Annotated in this window: 6 protein-coding genes; 4 read left to right on the plus strand and 2 right to left on the minus strand. The window is 72.7% G+C overall.

The window, feature by feature from the left end:
* The first annotated feature begins 26 nt into the window (after positions 1-26).
* The 3 genes from ACIG5F_RS13270 to ACIG5F_RS13280 all read left to right on the plus strand — a co-directional run bounded on the left by ACIG5F_RS13270 (position 27) and on the right by ACIG5F_RS13280 (position 15,143).
* A complete protein-coding gene (locus ACIG5F_RS13270; protein WP_396517887.1) occupies positions 27-11,990 on the plus strand; it encodes a type I polyketide synthase in 11,964 nt (3,987 codons plus the stop codon).
* Between the two features lie 102 nt (positions 11,991-12,092).
* On the plus strand, positions 12,093-13,427 hold the full coding sequence (gene ccrA / locus ACIG5F_RS13275; protein WP_396517889.1) for a crotonyl-CoA carboxylase/reductase: 1,335 nt from the start codon (positions 12,093-12,095) through the stop codon (positions 13,425-13,427).
* Between the two features lie 18 nt (positions 13,428-13,445).
* On the plus strand, positions 13,446-15,143 hold the full coding sequence (locus tag ACIG5F_RS13280) for a 3-hydroxyacyl-CoA dehydrogenase family protein (protein WP_396517890.1): 1,698 nt from the start codon (positions 13,446-13,448) through the stop codon (positions 15,141-15,143).
* A 75-nt stretch (positions 15,144-15,218) separates the two neighbouring features.
* Here the strand turns inward: ACIG5F_RS13280 and ACIG5F_RS13285 are convergent, their stop codons facing one another.
* Complete coding sequence (locus ACIG5F_RS13285) at positions 15,219-15,686, minus strand: hypothetical protein (protein ID WP_396517891.1); 468 nt, start codon at positions 15,684-15,686, stop codon at positions 15,219-15,221.
* A 33-nt stretch (positions 15,687-15,719) separates the two neighbouring features.
* Entirely contained in the window at positions 15,720-16,100 is a 381-nt protein-coding gene (locus ACIG5F_RS13290) for a hypothetical protein (RefSeq protein WP_396517892.1), read from the minus strand.
* Between the two features lie 139 nt (positions 16,101-16,239).
* Between ACIG5F_RS13290 and ACIG5F_RS13295 the strand changes: the two genes are divergently transcribed.
* Positions 16,240-19,014 (plus strand): BTAD domain-containing putative transcriptional regulator, encoded by a 2,775-nt coding sequence (locus ACIG5F_RS13295; RefSeq protein ID WP_396517893.1) that lies wholly within the window; start codon positions 16,240-16,242, stop codon positions 19,012-19,014.
* The last annotated feature ends 3 nt before the right edge of the window (positions 19,015-19,017 follow it).

Raw genomic sequence — 19,017 nt, forward strand, 5'->3', positions numbered from 1 at the left:
TGGTGGGGCGGTCCAATACTTTCGCCATGAGTGCTATGCCAGCGGACGTGGTGGAGATCGCGGTCGTCGGGTTGGCCTGCCGGCTGCCCGGGGCGTCCGGTCCCGAACGATTCTGGGAACTGCTGGCCGGCGGGCACAGTGCCATCGGCGACTCGCCGGCCGGCCGCTTCCCTGCCGCCGAGCGCGGCGGATTCCTCGACGGGGTGGACCAGTTCGACCCCGCACTGTTCGGCATCTCCCCACGAGAAGCCGCCGTCATGGACCCACAGCAGCGGCTGGCACTCGAACTGGGCTGGGAAGTCCTTGAGGACGCCGGAATTCCCGCCGCACGGCTGCGCGACGGCACGGCCGGCGTGTTCGTCGGCGCGACTTCCGGCGACTACGCCACCCTGACCTACGGGCGCGGCGACTCGGCGATCACCCACCACACGCTGACCGGCCTGAACCGAGCGGTCATCGCCAACCGGGTCTCGCACGTGCTGGGCTTACGTGGCCCCAGCATGACCGTGGACACCGCCCAGTCCTCGTCGCTGGTGGCGGTGCACCTGGCCGCCGAGAGCCTGCGCCGGGGCGAGACCGACGTGGCGCTGGCCGGCGGCGTGAACCTGAACCTGTCCCCCGTCAGCACACTGACGCTGGACCGGTTCGGCGGCCTGTCCCCCGACGGCGAGTGCTTCACGTTCGACGAGCGCGCCAACGGTTTCGTGCGCGGCGAGGGCGGCGGCCTGGTGCTGCTCAAGCGCCTGGCCGACGCCCAGGCCGACGGCGACCGCGTCTACTGCGTGCTCACCGCCAGCGCGGTCAACAACGACGGCGGCGACACCGGGCTGACCGTGCCCAACGGGAACGCCCAGCGGGACCTGATCCGCGACACCTGGCAGGCGGCCAAGCTCGGCGCCGAGGACGTCCAGTACGTGGAGCTGCACGGCACCGGCACGCCGGTCGGCGACCCCATCGAGGGCGTCGCGCTGGCCGAGGCCGCCGGCACGCCGATGGTCGTCGGCTCGGTCAAGACCAACATCGGCCACCTCGAGGCCGCCGCCGGCATCGCCGGCCTGCTCAAGACGATTCTGGCGATCCACCACCGGCAGCTGCCGGCGACGCTGAACCACGTCACCCCGAACCCGAAGATCCCCGCCACGATCACGGTGAACCGGGAGACCGGCCCCTGGCCGCGTCCCGACCGTCCGCTGACCGCGGGTGTGTCCTCCTTCGGTGTCGCCGGCACCAACTGCCACGTGGTGGTCAGCGAGCCGCCGGTGATCAACGAGCAGCACGAGGAACGGGTCGCCCCGACCGCGTCGGCGGTGCCGGTGGTGCTGTCCGGGCACACCCGGCCGGCGTTGCAGGCGCAGGCCCAGCGGCTGCGTGAGGCGATCACCGCCGACACCGACCTGGCCGACCTGGCGTATTCACTGGGCACGGCCCGTACGCACCTCGGCCACCGGGCCGTGGTCACCGCCGAGGACTTCGACGGCCTGGCCGCCGGTCTGGACGCCATCGCCGCCGGGTCGCCGGTGGCCGGCGTGGTCCAGGGCATCGCCGGCGACCCCGGCCGGACCGTGTTCGTCTTCCCCGGCCAGGGTTCCCAGTGGCCGGGCATGGCCGCCGACCTGATGGAGCGGTCCCCCGTCTTCGCCCGCCGCATCGAGGAGTGCGAGCGGGCGCTGGCCCCGTACGTGGACTGGTCGCTGACCGAGGTCCTGCGCGAGGCGAGGGCGCTCGACACCGACGACGTGGCCCAGTGTTCGCTGTTCGCCGTCATGGTGTCGCTGGCCGCGCTGTGGCAGTCGCTGGGCATCAAGCCGGACGCCGTCGTCGGCCACTCCCAGGGGGAGATCGCCGCCGCGTGCGTGGCCGGCGCGCTGTCGCTGGAGGACGCCGCCCGCGTGGTCGCCCTGCGCAGCCAGGCGTTGACCGAGCTGGCCGGCACCGGCGGCATGGCTGCGGTGGCGTTGTCGGCCGCCGACATCCAGCCCCGGCTGTCGGGTGACCTGGTCATCGCCGCGATCAACGGCCCCGCCTCGGTCACGCTGTCCGGCACTCGGGCCCCGCTGGCCGAGTTGGTGGAACAGTTGCAGGCCGAGGGAGTTCGCGCCCGCCTGGTGCCGGTGAACTACGCCTCGCACTGCGCGCACGTCGAGGTGCTGCGTGACCGGCTGCTGGCCCAGTTCGCCGGCATCACCCCTCGGGCCGCCGAGATCGCCTTCTGCTCCACCGTGACCGGCGAGCTGATCGACACCAGCACGCTGGACGCCGACTACTGGTACCGCAACCTGCGCGAGCCGGTGCGGTTCGCCGCCGCCCTCCAGGCGCTGGGCGAGGCCGGCCACGGCACGTTCGTGGAGTGCAGCCCGCACCGGATCGCCACCATGGACGTGAGCGGAATCCTTCCGCCGCAGGCGATCGCGGTCGGCACCCTGCGCCGCAACGAGCCCGGTTGGGCCTGCGTGCTGACCACGCTGGCCCGTCTGCACACGCACGGCGTCGCCGTCGACTGGGACGCGCTGCTCCCGGGGTCCCACAACCGGATCCCGCTGCCGACCTACGCGTATCAGCGTGAGCGCTACTGGTTCAGCACGCCGGCAGCCGAGCGCCCGGCAGCCGCCGCGACGCCGCACCAGTCCACTGTGGACACTGTTCGCGGCGGAATCGCCGCCGTGCTGGGGCATGGCGACGCCCGCACGGTCGAGACCGCCCGCACCTTCAAGGACTTGGGCTTCGACTCGGTCACCGGCGTCGAGCTCCAGGGCGTGCTCCAGGCCGAGCTCGGCCTGCCGCTGCCGGCCTCGCTGATCTACGACTACCCGTCCCCGGACGCGCTGGTCGCCCACATCGAGCAGACCATGGCCGGCCAGACACCGGTCGACGACGACTACGCCACCATCGCCGCCCCCGGCGAGGCCATCGCCATCGTCGGCATGGCCTGCCGCTTCCCCGGCGACGTGCGCTCGCCGGAGCAGCTGTGGCAGCTGGTCTCCGACGGCACGGACGCCATCTCCGGGTTCCCCACCGACCGTGGCTGGGATCTGGCCCGGCTGCGCCAGGGCGGCTCGGACACCGCCGAGGGCGGCTTCCTTTACGACGCGGCCGAGTTCGACGCCGGCTTCTTCGGCATCTCGCCGCGTGAGGCGCTGGCGATGGACCCGCAGCAGCGACTGCTGATGGAGACGTCGTGGGAGGCGCTGGAGCGCGCCGGGCTGGACCCGCAGTCGTTGCGGGGCAGCCGAAGCGGCGTGTTCGTCGGCGCGATGTCGCAGTCCTACGGCCCGCAGCTGCACGACGGCGGCGAGGGCGTGGACGGGCATCTGCTCACCGGCACCTCGACCAGCATCGCGTCCGGCCGCATCGCCTACACCCTGGGTCTTGAGGGCCCGGCGATCACCGTGGACACCGCGTGCTCCGCGTCGCTGGTCGCGCTTCACCTTGCCACGCAGTCACTTCGGGCCGGCGAGTGCTCGCTGGCATTGGCCAGCGGCGTGTCGCTGATGTCCTCTCCCGGCATCTTCGTGGAGTTCAGCCGGCAGGGCGGGTTGTCGCTCGACGGCCGCTGCCGCGCATTCTCCGACGACGCCAACGGCACCGGCTGGTCCGAGGGCGTCGGCGTGCTGGTGCTGGAGCGCCTGTCCGACGCGCAGCGCAACGGGCACCAGATTCTGGCCGTGGTCCGGGGTTCCGCGGTCAACCAGGACGGTGCTTCCAACGGTCTGACCGCCCCCAACGGTCCCTCGCAGCAGCGGGTGATCCGCCAGGCGCTGGCCTCGGCCGGGCTTCGTCCGTCCGATGTGGACGCCGTGGAGGCGCACGGCACCGGCACCCGGCTCGGCGACCCGATCGAGGCCCAGGCGCTGCTGGCGACCTACGGCCAGGACCGGGAAACCCCGCTGTGGCTGGGTTCCCTGAAGTCCAACATCGGCCACACCCAGGCGGCCGCCGGCGTCGCCGGCGTCATCAAGATGGTCATGGCGATGCGGCACGGCGTGCTGCCGCAGACCCTGCACATCGCCGACCCGTCCTCCCGGGTGGACTGGACCGCCGGCAACATCGAGCTGCTGACCGAGGCCCACGACTGGCCGGAGGTCGACCGCCCGCGCCGGGTCGGCGTCTCGTCGTTCGGCATGAGCGGCACCAACGCCCACGTGATCCTGGAGCAGGGGCCGTCGCTGCCCGCTCCTACGACCAGCGACGAAAACGCTGTCGTGCCGTGGGTGTTGTCCTCGCGGACCGCCCAAGGCCTCGCCGAGCAGGCGGCCCGGCTGGCCGACTCGCTCGCCGATGGCTTTGACGCCAACGACATCGCCTTCTCGCTGCTGACCACGCGATCGCCGTTCGAGCACCGCGCGGTGGTCATCGGGGCCGACAACGAGCAGCTGCTGGCCGGCGTTCGGGACGTGGCCGCGGGTTCCGGCTCGGTGACCGGCACGGTCGGCGCCACCGGCAAGATCGCGTTCGTGTTCCCGGGCCAGGGCTCGCAGTGGGCCGGCATGGCCGTCGAGCTGCTCGACTCCTCCCCCGTGTTCGCCGCTCGGATCGCCGAGTGCGAGGCGGCGTTGTCGTCCTATGTGGACTGGTCGCTGACCGAGGTCCTGCGCGGCGGCGCGGAGTTGTTGGAGCGGGTGGACATCGTCCAGCCGGCCTCGTGGGCGGTCATGGTCTCCCTCTCCGCGCTGTGGCGGTCCTTCGGCGTCGTCCCCGACGCCGTGGTCGGCCACTCCCAGGGGGAGATCGCCGCCGCCGCAGTGGCCGGCGCGCTGTCGCTGGAGGACGCCGCCCGCGTGGTAGCCCTGCGCAGCCAGGCCATCAGGGATGACCTGGCCGGCCGGGGCGGCATGGTCTCCGTCGGCCTGCCGGCGGCCGAGATCGAGCTCGGCGACCGCGTGTGGGTCGCCGCCGTCAACAGCGCCACCAGCACTGTGGTCGCGGGTGACCCGGATGCGTTGGACGAGCTGGTGGCCCGCTACGAGGCCGCCGGGGTCCGGGTTCGCCGGGTGCCGGTGGACTACGCCTCGCACACCGTGCACGTGGAGCTGATCGAGGACCGGGTCCGCGCGGACCTCGCCCCGATCACCCCGCGCACCTCGGAAATCCCGTTCTTCTCCACCGTCACCGCCGACTGGGCCGACACCACGCAGCTGGACGCCGGCTACTGGTACACCAACCTCCGCCAGACCGTTCGCTTCAACGAGGCAGTGAACGGTCTGGTGGACCAGGGATTCGGCGTGTTCGTCGAGTCCAGCGCCCACCCGGTGCTCGCGCCGGTGATCGACCACGACGACGTGGTCACCGTCGGATCGCTGCGCCGCAACGAAGGCAACCTCGCGCGGTTCCTGACCTCGGCCGGCGAGCTGTGGGCCCGGGGCATCGACGTCACCTGGCCGGTCGCCGGCCGCGTAGTCGACCTGCCGACCTACGCCTTCCAGCACAGCCGTTTCTGGCTCGACTCCGGCACGCCGGCCGTGGTCGAGTCGACCGACGACCGGTTCTGGCAGGCGGTGGAACGCGACGAGCTGGCCGATGTCGCCGGTGAGCTCGACATCGACGCCGGGGCCCTGACCGCCGCGCTGACGACCTGGCGCGAGCGCTGGCACCAGAAGTCCACTGTGGACAACTGGCGGTACTCGGTCGCCTGGAAGCCGTTGTCGCTGCCGGCCGGCCGGCTGGACGGCACCTGGCTGGTCATCGTGCCGGCCGACGCCGCCGGCGAGATCTCCACCGCGTTCGACACCGCCTCGGTGGTCCGCGTAGTGGTGGACAACGCCGATCGGGCCGCGCTGGCCGAGCGGCTGCGGGCGCTGGGCACCCACTTCTCCGGCGTGTTCTCCCTGCTGGCCCACGACCGGCGGCCCGACCGCGAGCACCCGACGCTGAGCTTCGGCGTGACGGCGACGCTGGCGTTGGCCCAGGCGCTGGGCGACGCCGGGATCGAGGCCCCGCTGTGGGTCGCGACCAGCGGCGCCGTGACGACCGGCAAGTCCGACCCGATCACCGACCCGGCGCAGGCCCTGCTGTGGGGCCTGGGCCGCGTGATCGCGCTGGAGCACCCGACCCGCTGGGGCGGTCTGGTCGACCTGCCCGAGCAGCTGGACAAGCGGGCCGCCGACCGGCTGTGCTCGGTGCTGGCGTCCACCGCCGGCGAGGACCAGGTGGCCATCCGGGCCAACGGAATCCACGGTCGGCGACTGATTCCCTCCCCCGCCGGCACACAGGCCCCGGCCCGCACGTGGCGGCCGCGCGGCACCACGCTGATCACCGGCGGCACCGGTGCGCTGGGCGTCCGGATCGCCCGTTGGCTGGCCGGCAACGGCGCCGAGCACCTCGTGCTGCTGAGCCGCAAGGGCGGCGCCGCCGAGGGGATGACCGAGCTGGCGGCCGAGCTCGACACCCTCGGCACCAGGGTCACCTTCGCCGCCTGCGACATCACCGACCGGGACTCCCTGTCCGGGGTGCTGACCGAACTGGCCGAGCACGGCGACGAGGTGCGGTCGGTGGTGCACGCGGCGGGCCTGGCCCCGCTCGGCACTGTCGAGGACCTCACCGCCGCCACCGTCGCCGAGGTCGCGGCCACCAAGGTCGCCGGCACGCTGCTGCTGGACGAACTGCTCACCGGTTATGAGCTCGACGCGTTCGTGCTGTTCTCGTCGATCTCGGGCACCTGGGGCGTGGCCGACCACGCCGCGTACGCGATGTCCAACGCCTTCCTCGACGCGTTCGCCTGGCACGGCCGGCAGCGTGGCGTGCCGCTGACCTCGGTGGCCTGGGGTCCGTGGGCCGGCGGCGGCATGATCGCCGAGGAGCTCCAGGACGTGCTGCGCCGCCGGGGCATCCCGGTGATCGACCCCGAGCCGGCCATCACCGGCCTCCAGCAGGCGCTCGACCACGACGACACCGTGATCGCGGTGGCCGACGTGGACTGGGACCGGTTCGTGCCGACCTTCACCTCCTCCCGCCCGTCGCCGCTGCTGGCCGAGCTCGTGTCGGCGCCGGCCGAGGAGCAGGCGGCCGAGGCGGGCGACGAGCCGGCGCTGCGGCGGCGGATCGCCGGCCTGGCCCCGGCCGAGATCGACCGCACGCTGGTCGAGTTCGTCCGCGAGCACACGGCCAAGGTGCTCGGGCACACCGACCTGGCCGCGGTCGCGGTCGACCGGGCGTTCAAGGAGCTCGGCTTCGACTCGCTGACCTCGGTCGACCTGCGCAACGCGATGACCGCGGCCAGCGGGCTGCGGCTGCCGGCGACCATCGTCTTCGACAACCCGACGCCGGTGGCGCTGGCCGGCTACCTGCGCACGCAGCTGCTGGGCTCGACGGTCGAGGGGCCGTCGGACGCGGTGGTCGTCACCGACGACGAGGACCCGATCGCCATCGTGTCCATGAGCTGCCGGCTGCCCGGCGGCGTGCGGACCCCCGAGGACCTCTGGTCGCTGGTGGTGGCCGAGGCCGACGTCATCTCCGGCTTCCCCACCAACCGCGGCTGGAACCTGGCCGCCATCTACGACGCCGATCCGTCCCGGCAGGGCACGACGTACGTGCGGGCCGGGGGTTTCCTCTACGACAGCCCGGATTTCGACGCCGAGTTCTTCGGCATCTCCCCGCGCGAGGCGCTGGCGATGGATCCCCAGCAGCGGCTGCTGCTGGAGACCTCGTGGGAGGCCTTCGAGCGGGCCGGCATCGACCCGAAGTCGTTGCGCGGCAGCCGGACCGGCGTCTTCATCGGCCTGAACGAGCAGCACTACGGGGCCCCGAACCGGGCCGCGAACGCCGTCGACGACGGCTACCTGCTCACCGGGGACGCCTCCAGCGTGGGCTCGGGCCGGATCTCCTACGCCCTGGGCCTGGAGGGCCCGTCGATCTCGCTCGACACCGCGTGTTCCTCCTCGTTGGTCTCGCTTCACCTTGCCGCGCAAGCGATCCGTGGCGGCGAGTGCGAGCTGGCCGTCGCCGGCGGCGCCATGGTGATGGCGACGCCGTCGCAGTTCTTCGGGGTGAGCCGGCAGCGCGGCCTGGCCGCCGACGGCCGCTGCAAGGCGTTCTCCGCGGACGCCGACGGCACCGGCCTGGCCGAGGGCGCCGGCGTCGTCGTGGTCGAGCGGCTGTCCCGGGCCCGGGAGCTGGGCCACCCGGTGCTGGCGGTGCTGCGGGGTTCCGCAGTGAACTCCGACGGCGCGTCCAACGGCCTGACCGCGCCCAACGGCAACGCCCAGCAGCGGGTCATCCGGCAGGCGCTGTCGGCCGCCGGCCTGCGACCGTCCGATGTGGACGCCGTCGAGGCCCACGGCACCGGCACCAAGCTGGGCGACCCGATCGAGGCCCAGGCCCTGATCGCGACCTACGGCCAGGACCGGACCGAGCCGCTGTGGGTCGGCTCGGTGAAGACCAACATCGGCCACACCCAGACCGCGGCCGGCGTGGCCGGCATCATCAAGATGGTGATGGCGCTGCGGCACGGGGTGCTGCCCAAGAGCCTGTACGCCGAGCAGCCCAGCCCGCACGTGGACTGGGAGGGCAGCGGGGTCCAGGTGCTCAACGAGACGATCCCGTGGCCGGCGACCGATCGCCCGCACCGCGCGGCGGTCTCGGCGTTCGGCATCAGCGGCACCAACGCGCACGTGATCATCGAGCAGGCCCCGGCCGTCGACGAGCCCGAGACCCAGCCGGTTCCGGGCGTCACGCCGCTGGTGCTGTCGGCCCGGTCGGAGCAGGCCCTGCGGGCCCAGGCCGCGAACCTGGCGTCCCGAGTGGACGGTCTTGACCTGACCGACGTCGGCTGGTCGCTGGCGACCACGCGGTCGGCGTTCGAGCACCGCGCGGTGGTGTTCGACGAGGAATCGTTGCGGGCCTTGGCTTCCGGCGAACCGGCCCCCGGCGTGGTCGAGGGTTTCACCTCCGCCTCCGGCCGGACCGTGTTCGTGTTCCCGGGCCAGGGCGCGCAGTGGGCCGGCATGGCGGTGGAACTGCTGGACTCCTCCCCGGTGTTCGCTCAGCGGATCGCCGAGTGCGAGGCGGCGTTGGCGCCGCACGTGGACTGGTCGCTGACCGAGGTCCTGCACGGCGATCCCGCCCTGCTGGAGCGGGTCGACGTGCTACAGCCGTTGCTGTGGGCCGTGATGGTGTCGATGGCCGAGCTGTGGCGTTCGATCGGCGTGGTTCCCGACGCGGTGGTCGGCACCTCGCAGGGCGAAGTCGCGGCGGCCTGCGTGGCCGGGGCGCTGTCCCTTGAGGACTCGGCCAAGCTGAGCGTGGTGCGGGCCATGGTGACCAACGACGCCATGGACATTCTCGGCGGCCTGGCCACGATCGCCCTGCCGGCCGACGAGATCGAGCTGGGCGAGGGTGTGTGGGTCGCGGTGGTCAACAGCGCCACCAGCACCGTGGTCGGCGGCCAGTCCGAGGCGATCGACGAATTCGTCGCCCGGTACGAGGCGGCCGGGGTGCGGGTGCGCCGGATGCCGGCGGCCTACGCATCGCACACCCCGCTGGTGGAGCCGATCCACGACCGGCTCGTCGCCGAGCTGGCGTCGATCACACCGCTGGTCCCGCAGGTGCCGTTCTTCTCCACGGCGACGGCGGACTGGATCGACACCGCCGCCCTGGACGGCGAGTACTGGTACACCAACCTGCGCCAGCCGGTCCGCTTCCACGACGCGGTGACCGCGTTGGCGGAGCAGGGCTTCGGGGTGTTCGTCGAACCCAGCACCCATCCGGTGCTGATCTCGCTGATCGACCGGGAGGGTGTGATCACCTCCGGTTCGGTGCGCCGCAACGAGGGCAGCCTCCAGCGGTTCTTCACCTCGGCCGCCGAGCTGTGGACCCGGGGCGTGCCGATCCGCTGGGACCTGGTGTTCGATGGCCGGAACGCGCGACGGGTCGACCTGCCCACCTATCCGTTCCAGCGCGAGCGTTTCTGGCTGGCCGACTCGGTCAAGGCCGCCGCGGCGGCCCCGGCCGGCGGCAGCGGCGTGGACGCCTCGTTCTGGGCGGCGGTGGAGGACAACGACCTCGACACGCTGGCCGGCACGCTCGGGGTCGACAGCGCCGAGCTGAACGGCGTGCTGCCGGCGCTGTCGTCCTGGTACCGCAACCAGCGGACCGAGTCCACTGTGGACGACTGGCTGTACCGGATCGACTGGCGGCCGCTGTCGGGCAGCCAGAACCGGCCGTACGGGGACTGGATCGCGGTCGTGCCGGAGGTGGAGATCGAGGCGGTCACCACCCTGCTCGACCGGCTGCGCGCCCAGGGCATGCAGATCATGACGTCCACGTTGTCCACTGTGGACTTCCTGATGGCCGAGGGCGTGCTTTCCCTGCTGGGCCTGGACACCCGGCCGCACCCGGACCACCCGGAGCTGTCGGTCGGCGTGGTCGACACCATGCGGCTGATCACGGCGCTGGCCGAGGCCGGCACCCGGACGCCGCTGTGGTGCGTGACGAGCGGGGCCGTGTCGATCGACCCGAGCGACCTGGTCACCGACGCGGTGCAGGCCTCGCTCTGGGGCGCGGCCGCGGTGTTGTCGCTGGACGAGCCCGACCGTTGGGGCGGCATCATCGACGTGCCGGCGGTGGTGGACGACCGGATCGCCGGCGAGCTGTGCGCGGCGCTGGCCGACGGCAGCGAGGACCAGGTGGCGATCAGGGCCGGCGGCCGGTTCGCCCGCCGGATGGTCCGGGCGGCGGAAACCACTGTCCCGCACCGGAAGTGGCAGCCTCGGGGCACCGTGCTGGTCACCGGCGGCACCGGCGCGATCGGCGGGCACGTGGCCCGCTGGCTGGCCGCCAACGGCGCCGAGCACGTGGTGCTCACCAGCCGGAGCGGCAGCGCCGCGCCGGGTGCGGCCGAGTTGGAGGCCGAGCTGGTCGAGCTGGGCGCGCGGGTGACGATCGCCGCCTGCGACGTCAGCGACCGGGCGGCCCTGGTCGAGCTGCTCGACTCGCTCGGCGAGCCGGTGACGGCCGTGATGCACACCGCCGGCCTGGTGCAGGAGCAGACGCCGACCGCGGAGGTGTCCATCGCCGAGTTCGCCGAGATCGGGCGGGCCAAGCGGGTCGGCGCCACCAACCTCGACGAGCTGCTCGGCGACCTGGACGCGTTCGTGCTGTTCTCGTCCGGGGCCTCGACCTGGGGCAGCTCCGGCGTGGCGGCATACGCCAGCGCCAACGGCTTCCTCGACGGCCTGGCCCACCGACGCCGGGCGCGCGGGGCGACCGCGACCTCGGTGGCGTGGGGCGCGTGGGGTGGCGGCGGCATGGTGCACGAGGACGCCGCCGAGCACTACCGCAAGCGCGGCGTCACGCTGATGGCCCCCGAGCTGGCGGTCGCCGGCCTCCAGCGGGCACTGGACGCCGACGCCACGCAACTGGTCGTGGCCAAGATCGAGTGGGATGCCTTCGGCGCGGTCATGAACCTGGCCGGCCCGCGCCCGCTGCTCGCCGACATCCCCGAGGCCACGCCGGCCCCGGTGGAGGTCAACGCCGAGACCGCCGGCGGCGAGCGGGAGCTGGTGCGGCGCTTGACGTCGCTGCCGGCCGACGAGCGGCTGCGGGTGCTGACCGGCGAGGTCCGGGACCTGACCGCGCTGGTCATCGGCCAGCGGGCCGAGTCGCTGCGCGTCGAGAAGCCGTTCAAGGAACTGGGTTTCGACTCGCTGACCAGCGTTGAGCTGCGCAACCGGCTCAACGCGCTGACCGGCTGCTCGCTGCCGGCGACCGTGGTGTTCGACCACCCGACGCCGCAGAGCCTGGCCGCGCACGTGCTGGAGCTGCTGCTGCCGCCGGTGGCCGCGACTGATCCGCTCGACGAGCTGGACCGGCTGGAGGAAATGCTGATCAACACCGCCTCCGACGCCGAGCTGCGCACCCGGGTGCAGACCCGGCTGCGCGAGCTGATGGCCAAGTGGGGCCCGGAGGAGAGCGAGGACGAGGAGTTCGGGCTGGACATGGACAGCGCCAGCGACGACGAGATCTTCGACCTGATCGACCGGGAGCTGGGCGTGAACTGATCACGGCCAGGGGCGCGGGCGCCGGACCGACCGGCGCCCGCGCACGTTCCGTCCAGTACTGGCAAAGCCGAGCGCCGGTGACAGGTCCGGCTAGGGAGCGCAGTGAAACACATAGTCGACGCCGTCCTCGCCGAGGACACCCCACCCCAGGAGTTCAACTCCCTGCCGGTGCCGGACAACTACCGCGGCGCGGTCGTGCTGGCCGAGGAGTCCGAGATGTTCGCCGGCATGGCCACCCGGGACAAGGACCCGGCCAAGGCCCTGCACATCCACGACGTGCCCACCCCCGAGATCGGCCCGGACGAGGTGCTGGTGGCCGTGATGGCCAGCAGCATCAACTACAACACCGTGTGGACCTCGATCTTCGAGCCGCTGCCGACCTTCGGCTTCCTCCAGCGCTACGCCCGGTCCGTGCCGGGCGCGGAGCAGCACGACAAGCCGTTCCACGTGGTCGGCTCCGACCTGTCCGGCGTGGTGCTGCGCACCGGCGGCGCGGTCCGCTCGGTCAAGCCCGGCGACCGCGTCGTCGCGCACTGCCTCAACGTCGAGCTGACCCATCCCGACGGGCACGACGACTCCATGCTCGACCCCGAGCAGCGGATCTGGGGCTTCGAGACCAACTACGGCGGCCTGGGCGAGCTGGCCCTGGTCAAGGCCAACCAGCTGATGCCCAAGCCGGCCCACCTGACGTGGGAGGAGGCCGCCGCCTCCGGGCTGGTCCACTCCACCGCCTACCGGCAGCTGGTCTCGGCCAACGGCGCGCACATGAAGCAGGGCGACGTGGTGCTGATCTGGGGCGCGGCCGGCGGCCTCGGCTCGTACGCCACCCAGCTCGTGCTCAACGGCGGTGGCATCCCGGTGTGCGTGGTGTCCAGCCCGCGCAAGGCCGAGCTGGTCCGGTCCATGGGCGCGGAGCTGGTGATCGACCGCTCGGCCGAGGGCCTGCGGTTCTGGTCCGACGAGCACACCCAGAACCAGCGGGAGTGGAAGCGGTTCGGCGGCCTGGTCCGCGAGCTGACCGGCGGCGAGGACCCCGACATCGTGTTCGAGCACCCGGGCCGGGAGACCTTCGGCGCCAGCGTGTACGTGGCCCGTCGCGGCGGCACCATCGTCACCTGCGCCTCGACCTCGGGCTACGAGCACGTCTACGACAACCGGCACCTGTGGATGCGGCTCAAGCGCATCGTCGGCACCCACTTCGCCAACTACCGCGAGGCCTGGGAGGCCAACCGCCTGATCGCCAAGGGCATGGTGCACCCCACACTGTCCACTGTGTACGGACTCGACGACATCGGCGAGGCCGTCGGCGAGGTGCACGCCAACCGGCACGACGGCAAGGTCGGCGTGCTCTGCCTCGCCCCCCAGGCCGACCTGGGCGTGACCGACCACGAGACCCGGGAACGCCACCTGCCCCAGCTGACCAGGTTCCGCATCTGACCGGGAAGGACATCTGCTGTGACTGAACAGAACACCGCTGTCGGCGTCGTCGGACTCGGCTCGCTCGGGCTGGCCTGCGCCGAACTGCTCACGGGGGCGGGGATCCCGGTCGTCGCCGTGGACTGCGACCCGGTCGCCACCGCCCGGGCTGCGGCCCGGGGGATCCCGGTCGCGGGCGAGATCTCCGCGCTGGCGGAGGCGAATCTGGTCATCGAGGCCGTGACCGAGGACCCCGAGGTCAAGAGCGCCGTGCTGCGCGCGGTGGCCGCGACCTGCTCCCCCGAGACGGTCCTGGTCTCCACCACCGCGTCGCTGTCGTTGCCGGCGCTGGCCACCGCCTCCGGCCACCCGACCAAGCTGGTCGGCCTGCGCCTGCTGCTCCCGCCGGTGGCCGGCACCGGCTTCGAGGTCGTCGCGACCACCATGTCCGACCCCGAATCCGTCGGCGCGCTACGGGCGCTGCTGGGCCGACTTCCTTTGGTGGAGAAGGCTTTCGGCCCCGCTCGACCGCTGGCCTGGGACCTGCTGCTCGGCTACCTCAACCGGTCGGCCGCGCTGTACGAGGCCGGCTACGCCACCCGTGAGGACATCGACACCGCCATGCGGCTGGGCTGCGGCCTGCCCGCCGGGCCGTTGGAGCTGCTGGACCGGATCGGCCTGGACGTGGTCGTCGCCGGGCTGGAGGACCTGCACCGCCGCAGCGGCCGCGCCGCCCACGCGCCCGCCCCGCTGCTGACCGCGATGGTCGCCCGCCAGGAGCTGGGTCGCAAGGCCGGCAAGGGAATCTACGACTACCAACCCGCCGGCGCCGTCGTCCCGCCGGCCACCGCCGGCCGCGCCGACGAGGCCGCGCCGCGCCCGGTCGCCACGATCGGCATCGTCGGCTCCGGCACCATGGCCCGCGGCATCGCGCAGGTCACCGCGCTGGGCGGCTTCGACACGATCCTGTTGGCCCGCAACCAGAACAAGGCCGAGGCCGCCGTCGAGGCCATCGACGCCGCCCTGGTCCGGGCCGTGCGCCGCGGGCAGGTCAGCCCCGACGAGCGCCGCGCCGCCCTGGCCCGGCTGCACCCGTCATCGACCTTCGCCGACCTCGGCGACCGGGACCTGGTGATGGAGGCCGTCGCCGAGGACGACGACGTCAAGGCCGAGATCTTCGGCCGCCTCGACCGCGTCTGCCGCCCCGGGGCCATTCTCACCACCACCACCTCCAGCCTGTCGGTCGGCGACTGCGCCGAGGCCACCTCCCGTCGCCACGACGTGCTCGGCATGCACTTCTTCAACCCCGCGCCCGCCATGGCGCTGGTCGAGGTCTGCCGCACCAAGTTCACCGCCGACGACGTCGTCGCCACCGCCCACGCCCTGGCCCGCTCGCTCGGCAAGACCCCCGTCGACTGCTCCGACCGCGCCGGCTTCATCGTCAACTACCTGCTCTTCCCCTACCTCAACGACGCCGTCCTGCTCGTCGAGGCCGGCGCCGCCGCCATCGAGGACATCGACGCCGCGGTCGAGAGCGGCCTCGGCTACCCCCTCGGCCCCTTCGCCCTCATGGACGCCATCGGCCTCGACGTCGGCGAGGCCATCCAGCGCCGCCTGCACGAGGTCAACCACGACCCCGACGTCAAGCCCACCCTCATGCTCACCGAGCTCACCCGCCTCGGCCGCCTCGGCCGCAAGGCCGGCGCCGGCTTCTACCACCACCCGGCCCGCCGCTGACGTCGTGACCGGAACCCCCGGGCGGCGTAGTCGGTCCCCACCCCGACTACGCCGCCTTTTCCGTCGGCCGAGCACTCAGAACCAGGTGGTGCACGCGTGCACGCGGCTGCCGTTGACCAGCACGTCGCCGCAGGCCCGGAACTCGACACTCGAGTTGGAGCTCTCCCGCGTGGCCGGCGTGTAGTAGCGACTGCTGCGGTTGAACGGTCCGCACTGGTCCCAGTGCTTGCCGCCGTCCGAGCTGACGTCCATCCACACCCGGTCCGACCCCGCGCCGGCGCCGTGGATCTCGGCCCAGTCGTAGAAGCCGCCGTTCACCGTGCTCTGCGCCCGATACAGCGCGACGGTCCGTCCGGCCGCGACAGCCTGCGGTCCCCGCACCACCTTCCCCGGGAGGATGAAGCCGTTCGCGCTGTTGTACGGGTTGGCGCTGCAATACTCCGGCACCGACGTCGGCGCCGCGTCGGCGACACCCGCCGTGGCGCCGCCGCCGACGCAGCTCACCGCGATCACGGCCACGGTGATCGCTTTCCTGATGTCCATCTCATCCCTCGCTGTCTCAGCACCGGCCGCCGACTAGGCCGGCCACCAGCCCGTGCAGTACGTGTCCGCGCTGTTGACGCCGGCGCAGAGCTCCATCTCCACCGCTGGGTTCGAGGCGCTGGTGACGGTGCGTCCACCGCAGCCCGCGGCGGAGCCGTTCGCGTCGCCCACCGTCCCGCCGGCCCCGTTGCGGAGCAGGTAGTGCATCCGCACGCCAAGACCGTCGGCCCTGTCGTCGCAGGCGTAGATGTAGGTCGCGCCGGTGGTGTCACCGCCGTGTCCGAGCTGCACGTTGTCGACCTTGAGCGTCAGTGAGTTCGGCGAGGCGTTCGCGGGCGCGGCGACGGCCGCGGCGCAGGCCAGGGCCAGCACCGCCGATCCGGCGCCGGCGAGGATTCTCGCGGTGATCCGCATGGTCTTCCCCTCTCGTCGTGGTTGTCGGTTGCCTTGGTCACCGTGCGCGCCGGGGCTGTCGGCGAACCTGGAGAAAACCTTGAATCGGCTGGTCGGATCTGTTACCCCGGTAGGCGGTCGACCAGTGGGGGGATGCACGGTGGCGGTCGAGTTCCGGGTGTTGGGGGCCGTGGAGGCGGTGACCGGGGCGGGACGGATCGAGCTGGGCCATGCCCGGCAGCGGTGTGTGCTGGCGGTGTTGCTGATGGAGGCGAACCGGCTGGTGACCGCCGACCAGTTGCTGGAGCGGGCGTGGCGGGACCGCCGACCGCGCCGGGATGCCGTCTACAGCTACGTCTCCCGCCTGCGCAGCGCGCTGATGCCGGCGACGGAGGTCCGGATCGAGCGTCGATCGGGTGGCTACCTGCTGGCCGTGGACGAGTCGCTCATCGATGCGCATCGCTTCCACGCGTTGGTGGCCCGCGCGCGCAGGGCCGACAACGACGAGCAAACCCTCGCGCTGCTCGACGAGGCGCGGAACCTGTGGCGTGGCCCCGCTTTCGCCGATCTGGACACGGAATGGCTGGCGTCGGCCCGGGCGGCGCTGGAGGTCGAACGGGAAGCCGTCGAGAACGAGTGGACCGACGTGGCGCTGCGCTGCGGCCGGCACGAGCGACTCGTGCCGACGCTGACCCTGCGGACCGGGGATCGGCCACTGGACGAGCGAGCCGCCGGGCAGCTGATGCTCGCCCTCTACCGCGGCGGCCGGCAGGCCGAGGCGGTGCGGCACTACCACGTCGTTCGGGCCGGCCTGGCCGACGAGCTGGGCACCGACCCCGGTCCCGAACTACAGGACCTGTACCAGCGGATCCTGACCACCGCGCCGGACCTGGACCGTCCGTCGGCGCCGAGCGCGCAACGCCTCCCGGCGCCGCGGCAGCTGCCGCCCGCCCCGGCGGACTTCATCGGACGGGCCGATGAGCTCGCCACCCTCACCTCGGCGCTGGAGGCCGCGATCGCCGCCGGCCGCGCGCCGGTGATCTTCGCGCTCGCCGGCGCCGGCGGCATGGGCAAGACCTGGCTGGCGCTGCACTGGGCGCACCACCAGCTCGACCGGTTCCCGGACGGACAGCTGTTCGTCGACCTGCGGGGATTCTCGCCCGGTGGTGAGCCGGTGGCCGTCGCCGCCGTGGCGCGGGAGTTCCTGGCGGCGCTCGGTGTCGCCGCCGGCCGGATCCCCCCTGATCTGACCGGACGGACCGCGATGCTGCGTGACCTGCTCGCCGACCGGCGGATGTTGATCGTCCTGGACAACGCCGAGGACGCCGCCGAGGTGACTCCGCTGCTTCCCGGCGCCTCCGCGTCCGCGGTGGTCGTCACCAGCCGTCGCCAGTTGACCGGGCTGGTCGTCCGGCACGGCGCACGGCATCTCGTGGTCGACGTCCTCGCCGAGCGGGAGGCGCGTGAACTGGTCACCACGCGGCTGGGAGCGGATCGGGTGGCGGCGGAACCCGAGGCGGTCGTGGATCTGCTCCAGGCGTGCGCCGGCATGCCGCTGGCCCTCGGCATCGTCTGTGCCCGGGCGCAGCTGGCGTCCGGTGAGCCCTTGTCGGCGCTGGCCGCGCAACTGCGCGACGAAGGCCAGCGTCTGACTGTGCTCCGGGACGAGGACCCGGAGGCCAGTCTGCCCGCCGTGTTGTCCTGGTCGGCACGTGCCCTCCCGAGCGAGCAGGCCGCCGTCTTCGCGTTGCTCGGACTCGCGCCGGGCCCGGACATCGGCCTGGCCGCGGCCGCCTCCCTCACCGGAGGGCCGCACCGTGACACCGGTGTTCGGTTGGCCGCGCTCGCGCAGGCGTCCCTGGTCGAACGCACTGCCGCCGACCGGTACCGGATGCACGATCTCGTACGGCTGTACGCCCGCGACTCCGTGTCGGACGACGATGTCCGGCGGTCGGCGCTGCGCCGGGTGACCGATTTCTACCTGCACACCGCCTACGCCGCGAACCGGATCCTCACCCCCCACGCGCTTCCGCTGGACCTCGACCCGCCGGTCGAGGGATGCGTGCCGCAGGCCGTGCGGGACAACGCGGAGGCCATGGCCTGGTTCGACGCCGAACACGCCTGCCTCATGGCGACCCAGCAGGTCGCGGCTGATCACGGCTGGCACCGGGTGGTGTGGCTGCTGACCCGAATACTGAACACGTACCACATCAGGCGCGGCCGACACGGCGACGAGCTCGCGAGCTGCCGGGCCGGGCTCACCGCCGCGCGGCGCCTGGAGGACGTAGCCACGGTCATCACGGCCACGCGGCGGCTGGGTGACGCGTTCCTCCGTCTCGGCGAGCACGATGCCGCGCTCACCCACCTTCACCAGGCGCTCGCCCTCGCCGAGGACAGCGGGAATCCCTTCGAGCAGGCGCAGACCCACCGATTCCTGTCCATGGCTCGCGCACGGGAGCCTGACGGTCGCCGCGAGGCGCTGGAGCACGCCAAACGCGCCCTGGACCTCTATCGGGCCGTCGACTTCGGACCGGGCGTGGCGGAGGCCCTCAACCTGGTCGCGTGGCAAGCCGCGCACGTCGGCGAGCACGAGTTCGCCCGCGAGCAGTGCCTGGCCTCGCTGCCCCTGTACCGCAGCCAGGACAACCGCGACGGCCTCGCCGCCGCCCTGGACAGCCTCGGCTACATCGACGCCATGACCGGGCGCCACGCGGACGCGCTCGCCAACTACGAGCAGGCGCTGGGCCTGTTCCGCACGCTGGGCAACGACTACCAGGTCGCGGACACACTCGAGCACATCGGCGCCCTGCACGCCGAGATCGGCCAGCCCGACCAGGCGCGAACCGCGTGGCGGGAGGCGGAGATCCTGTGCCGGGCCCAGGGACGTGACGCGGACAGCGACCGCCTGCGCCGGCAGATCGCCGATCTCGGGTAGGGG

Source organism: Kutzneria sp. NPDC052558 (genome assembly GCF_044547355.1).
In the GTDB taxonomy this organism is placed as follows: Bacteria; Actinomycetota; Actinomycetes; order Mycobacteriales; family Pseudonocardiaceae; genus Kutzneria.

Coding starts and splice junctions, on each gene's coding strand:
- ACIG5F_RS13270 (WP_396517887.1), top strand. CDS start 27: ATGAGTGCTATGCCAGCGGACGTGGTGGAGATCGCGGTCGTCGGGTTG.
- ACIG5F_RS13285 (WP_396517891.1), bottom strand. CDS start 15,686: ATGGACATCAGGAAAGCGATCACCGTGGCCGTGATCGCGGTGAGCTGC.
- ACIG5F_RS13290 (WP_396517892.1), bottom strand. CDS start 16,100: ATGCGGATCACCGCGAGAATCCTCGCCGGCGCCGGATCGGCGGTGCTG.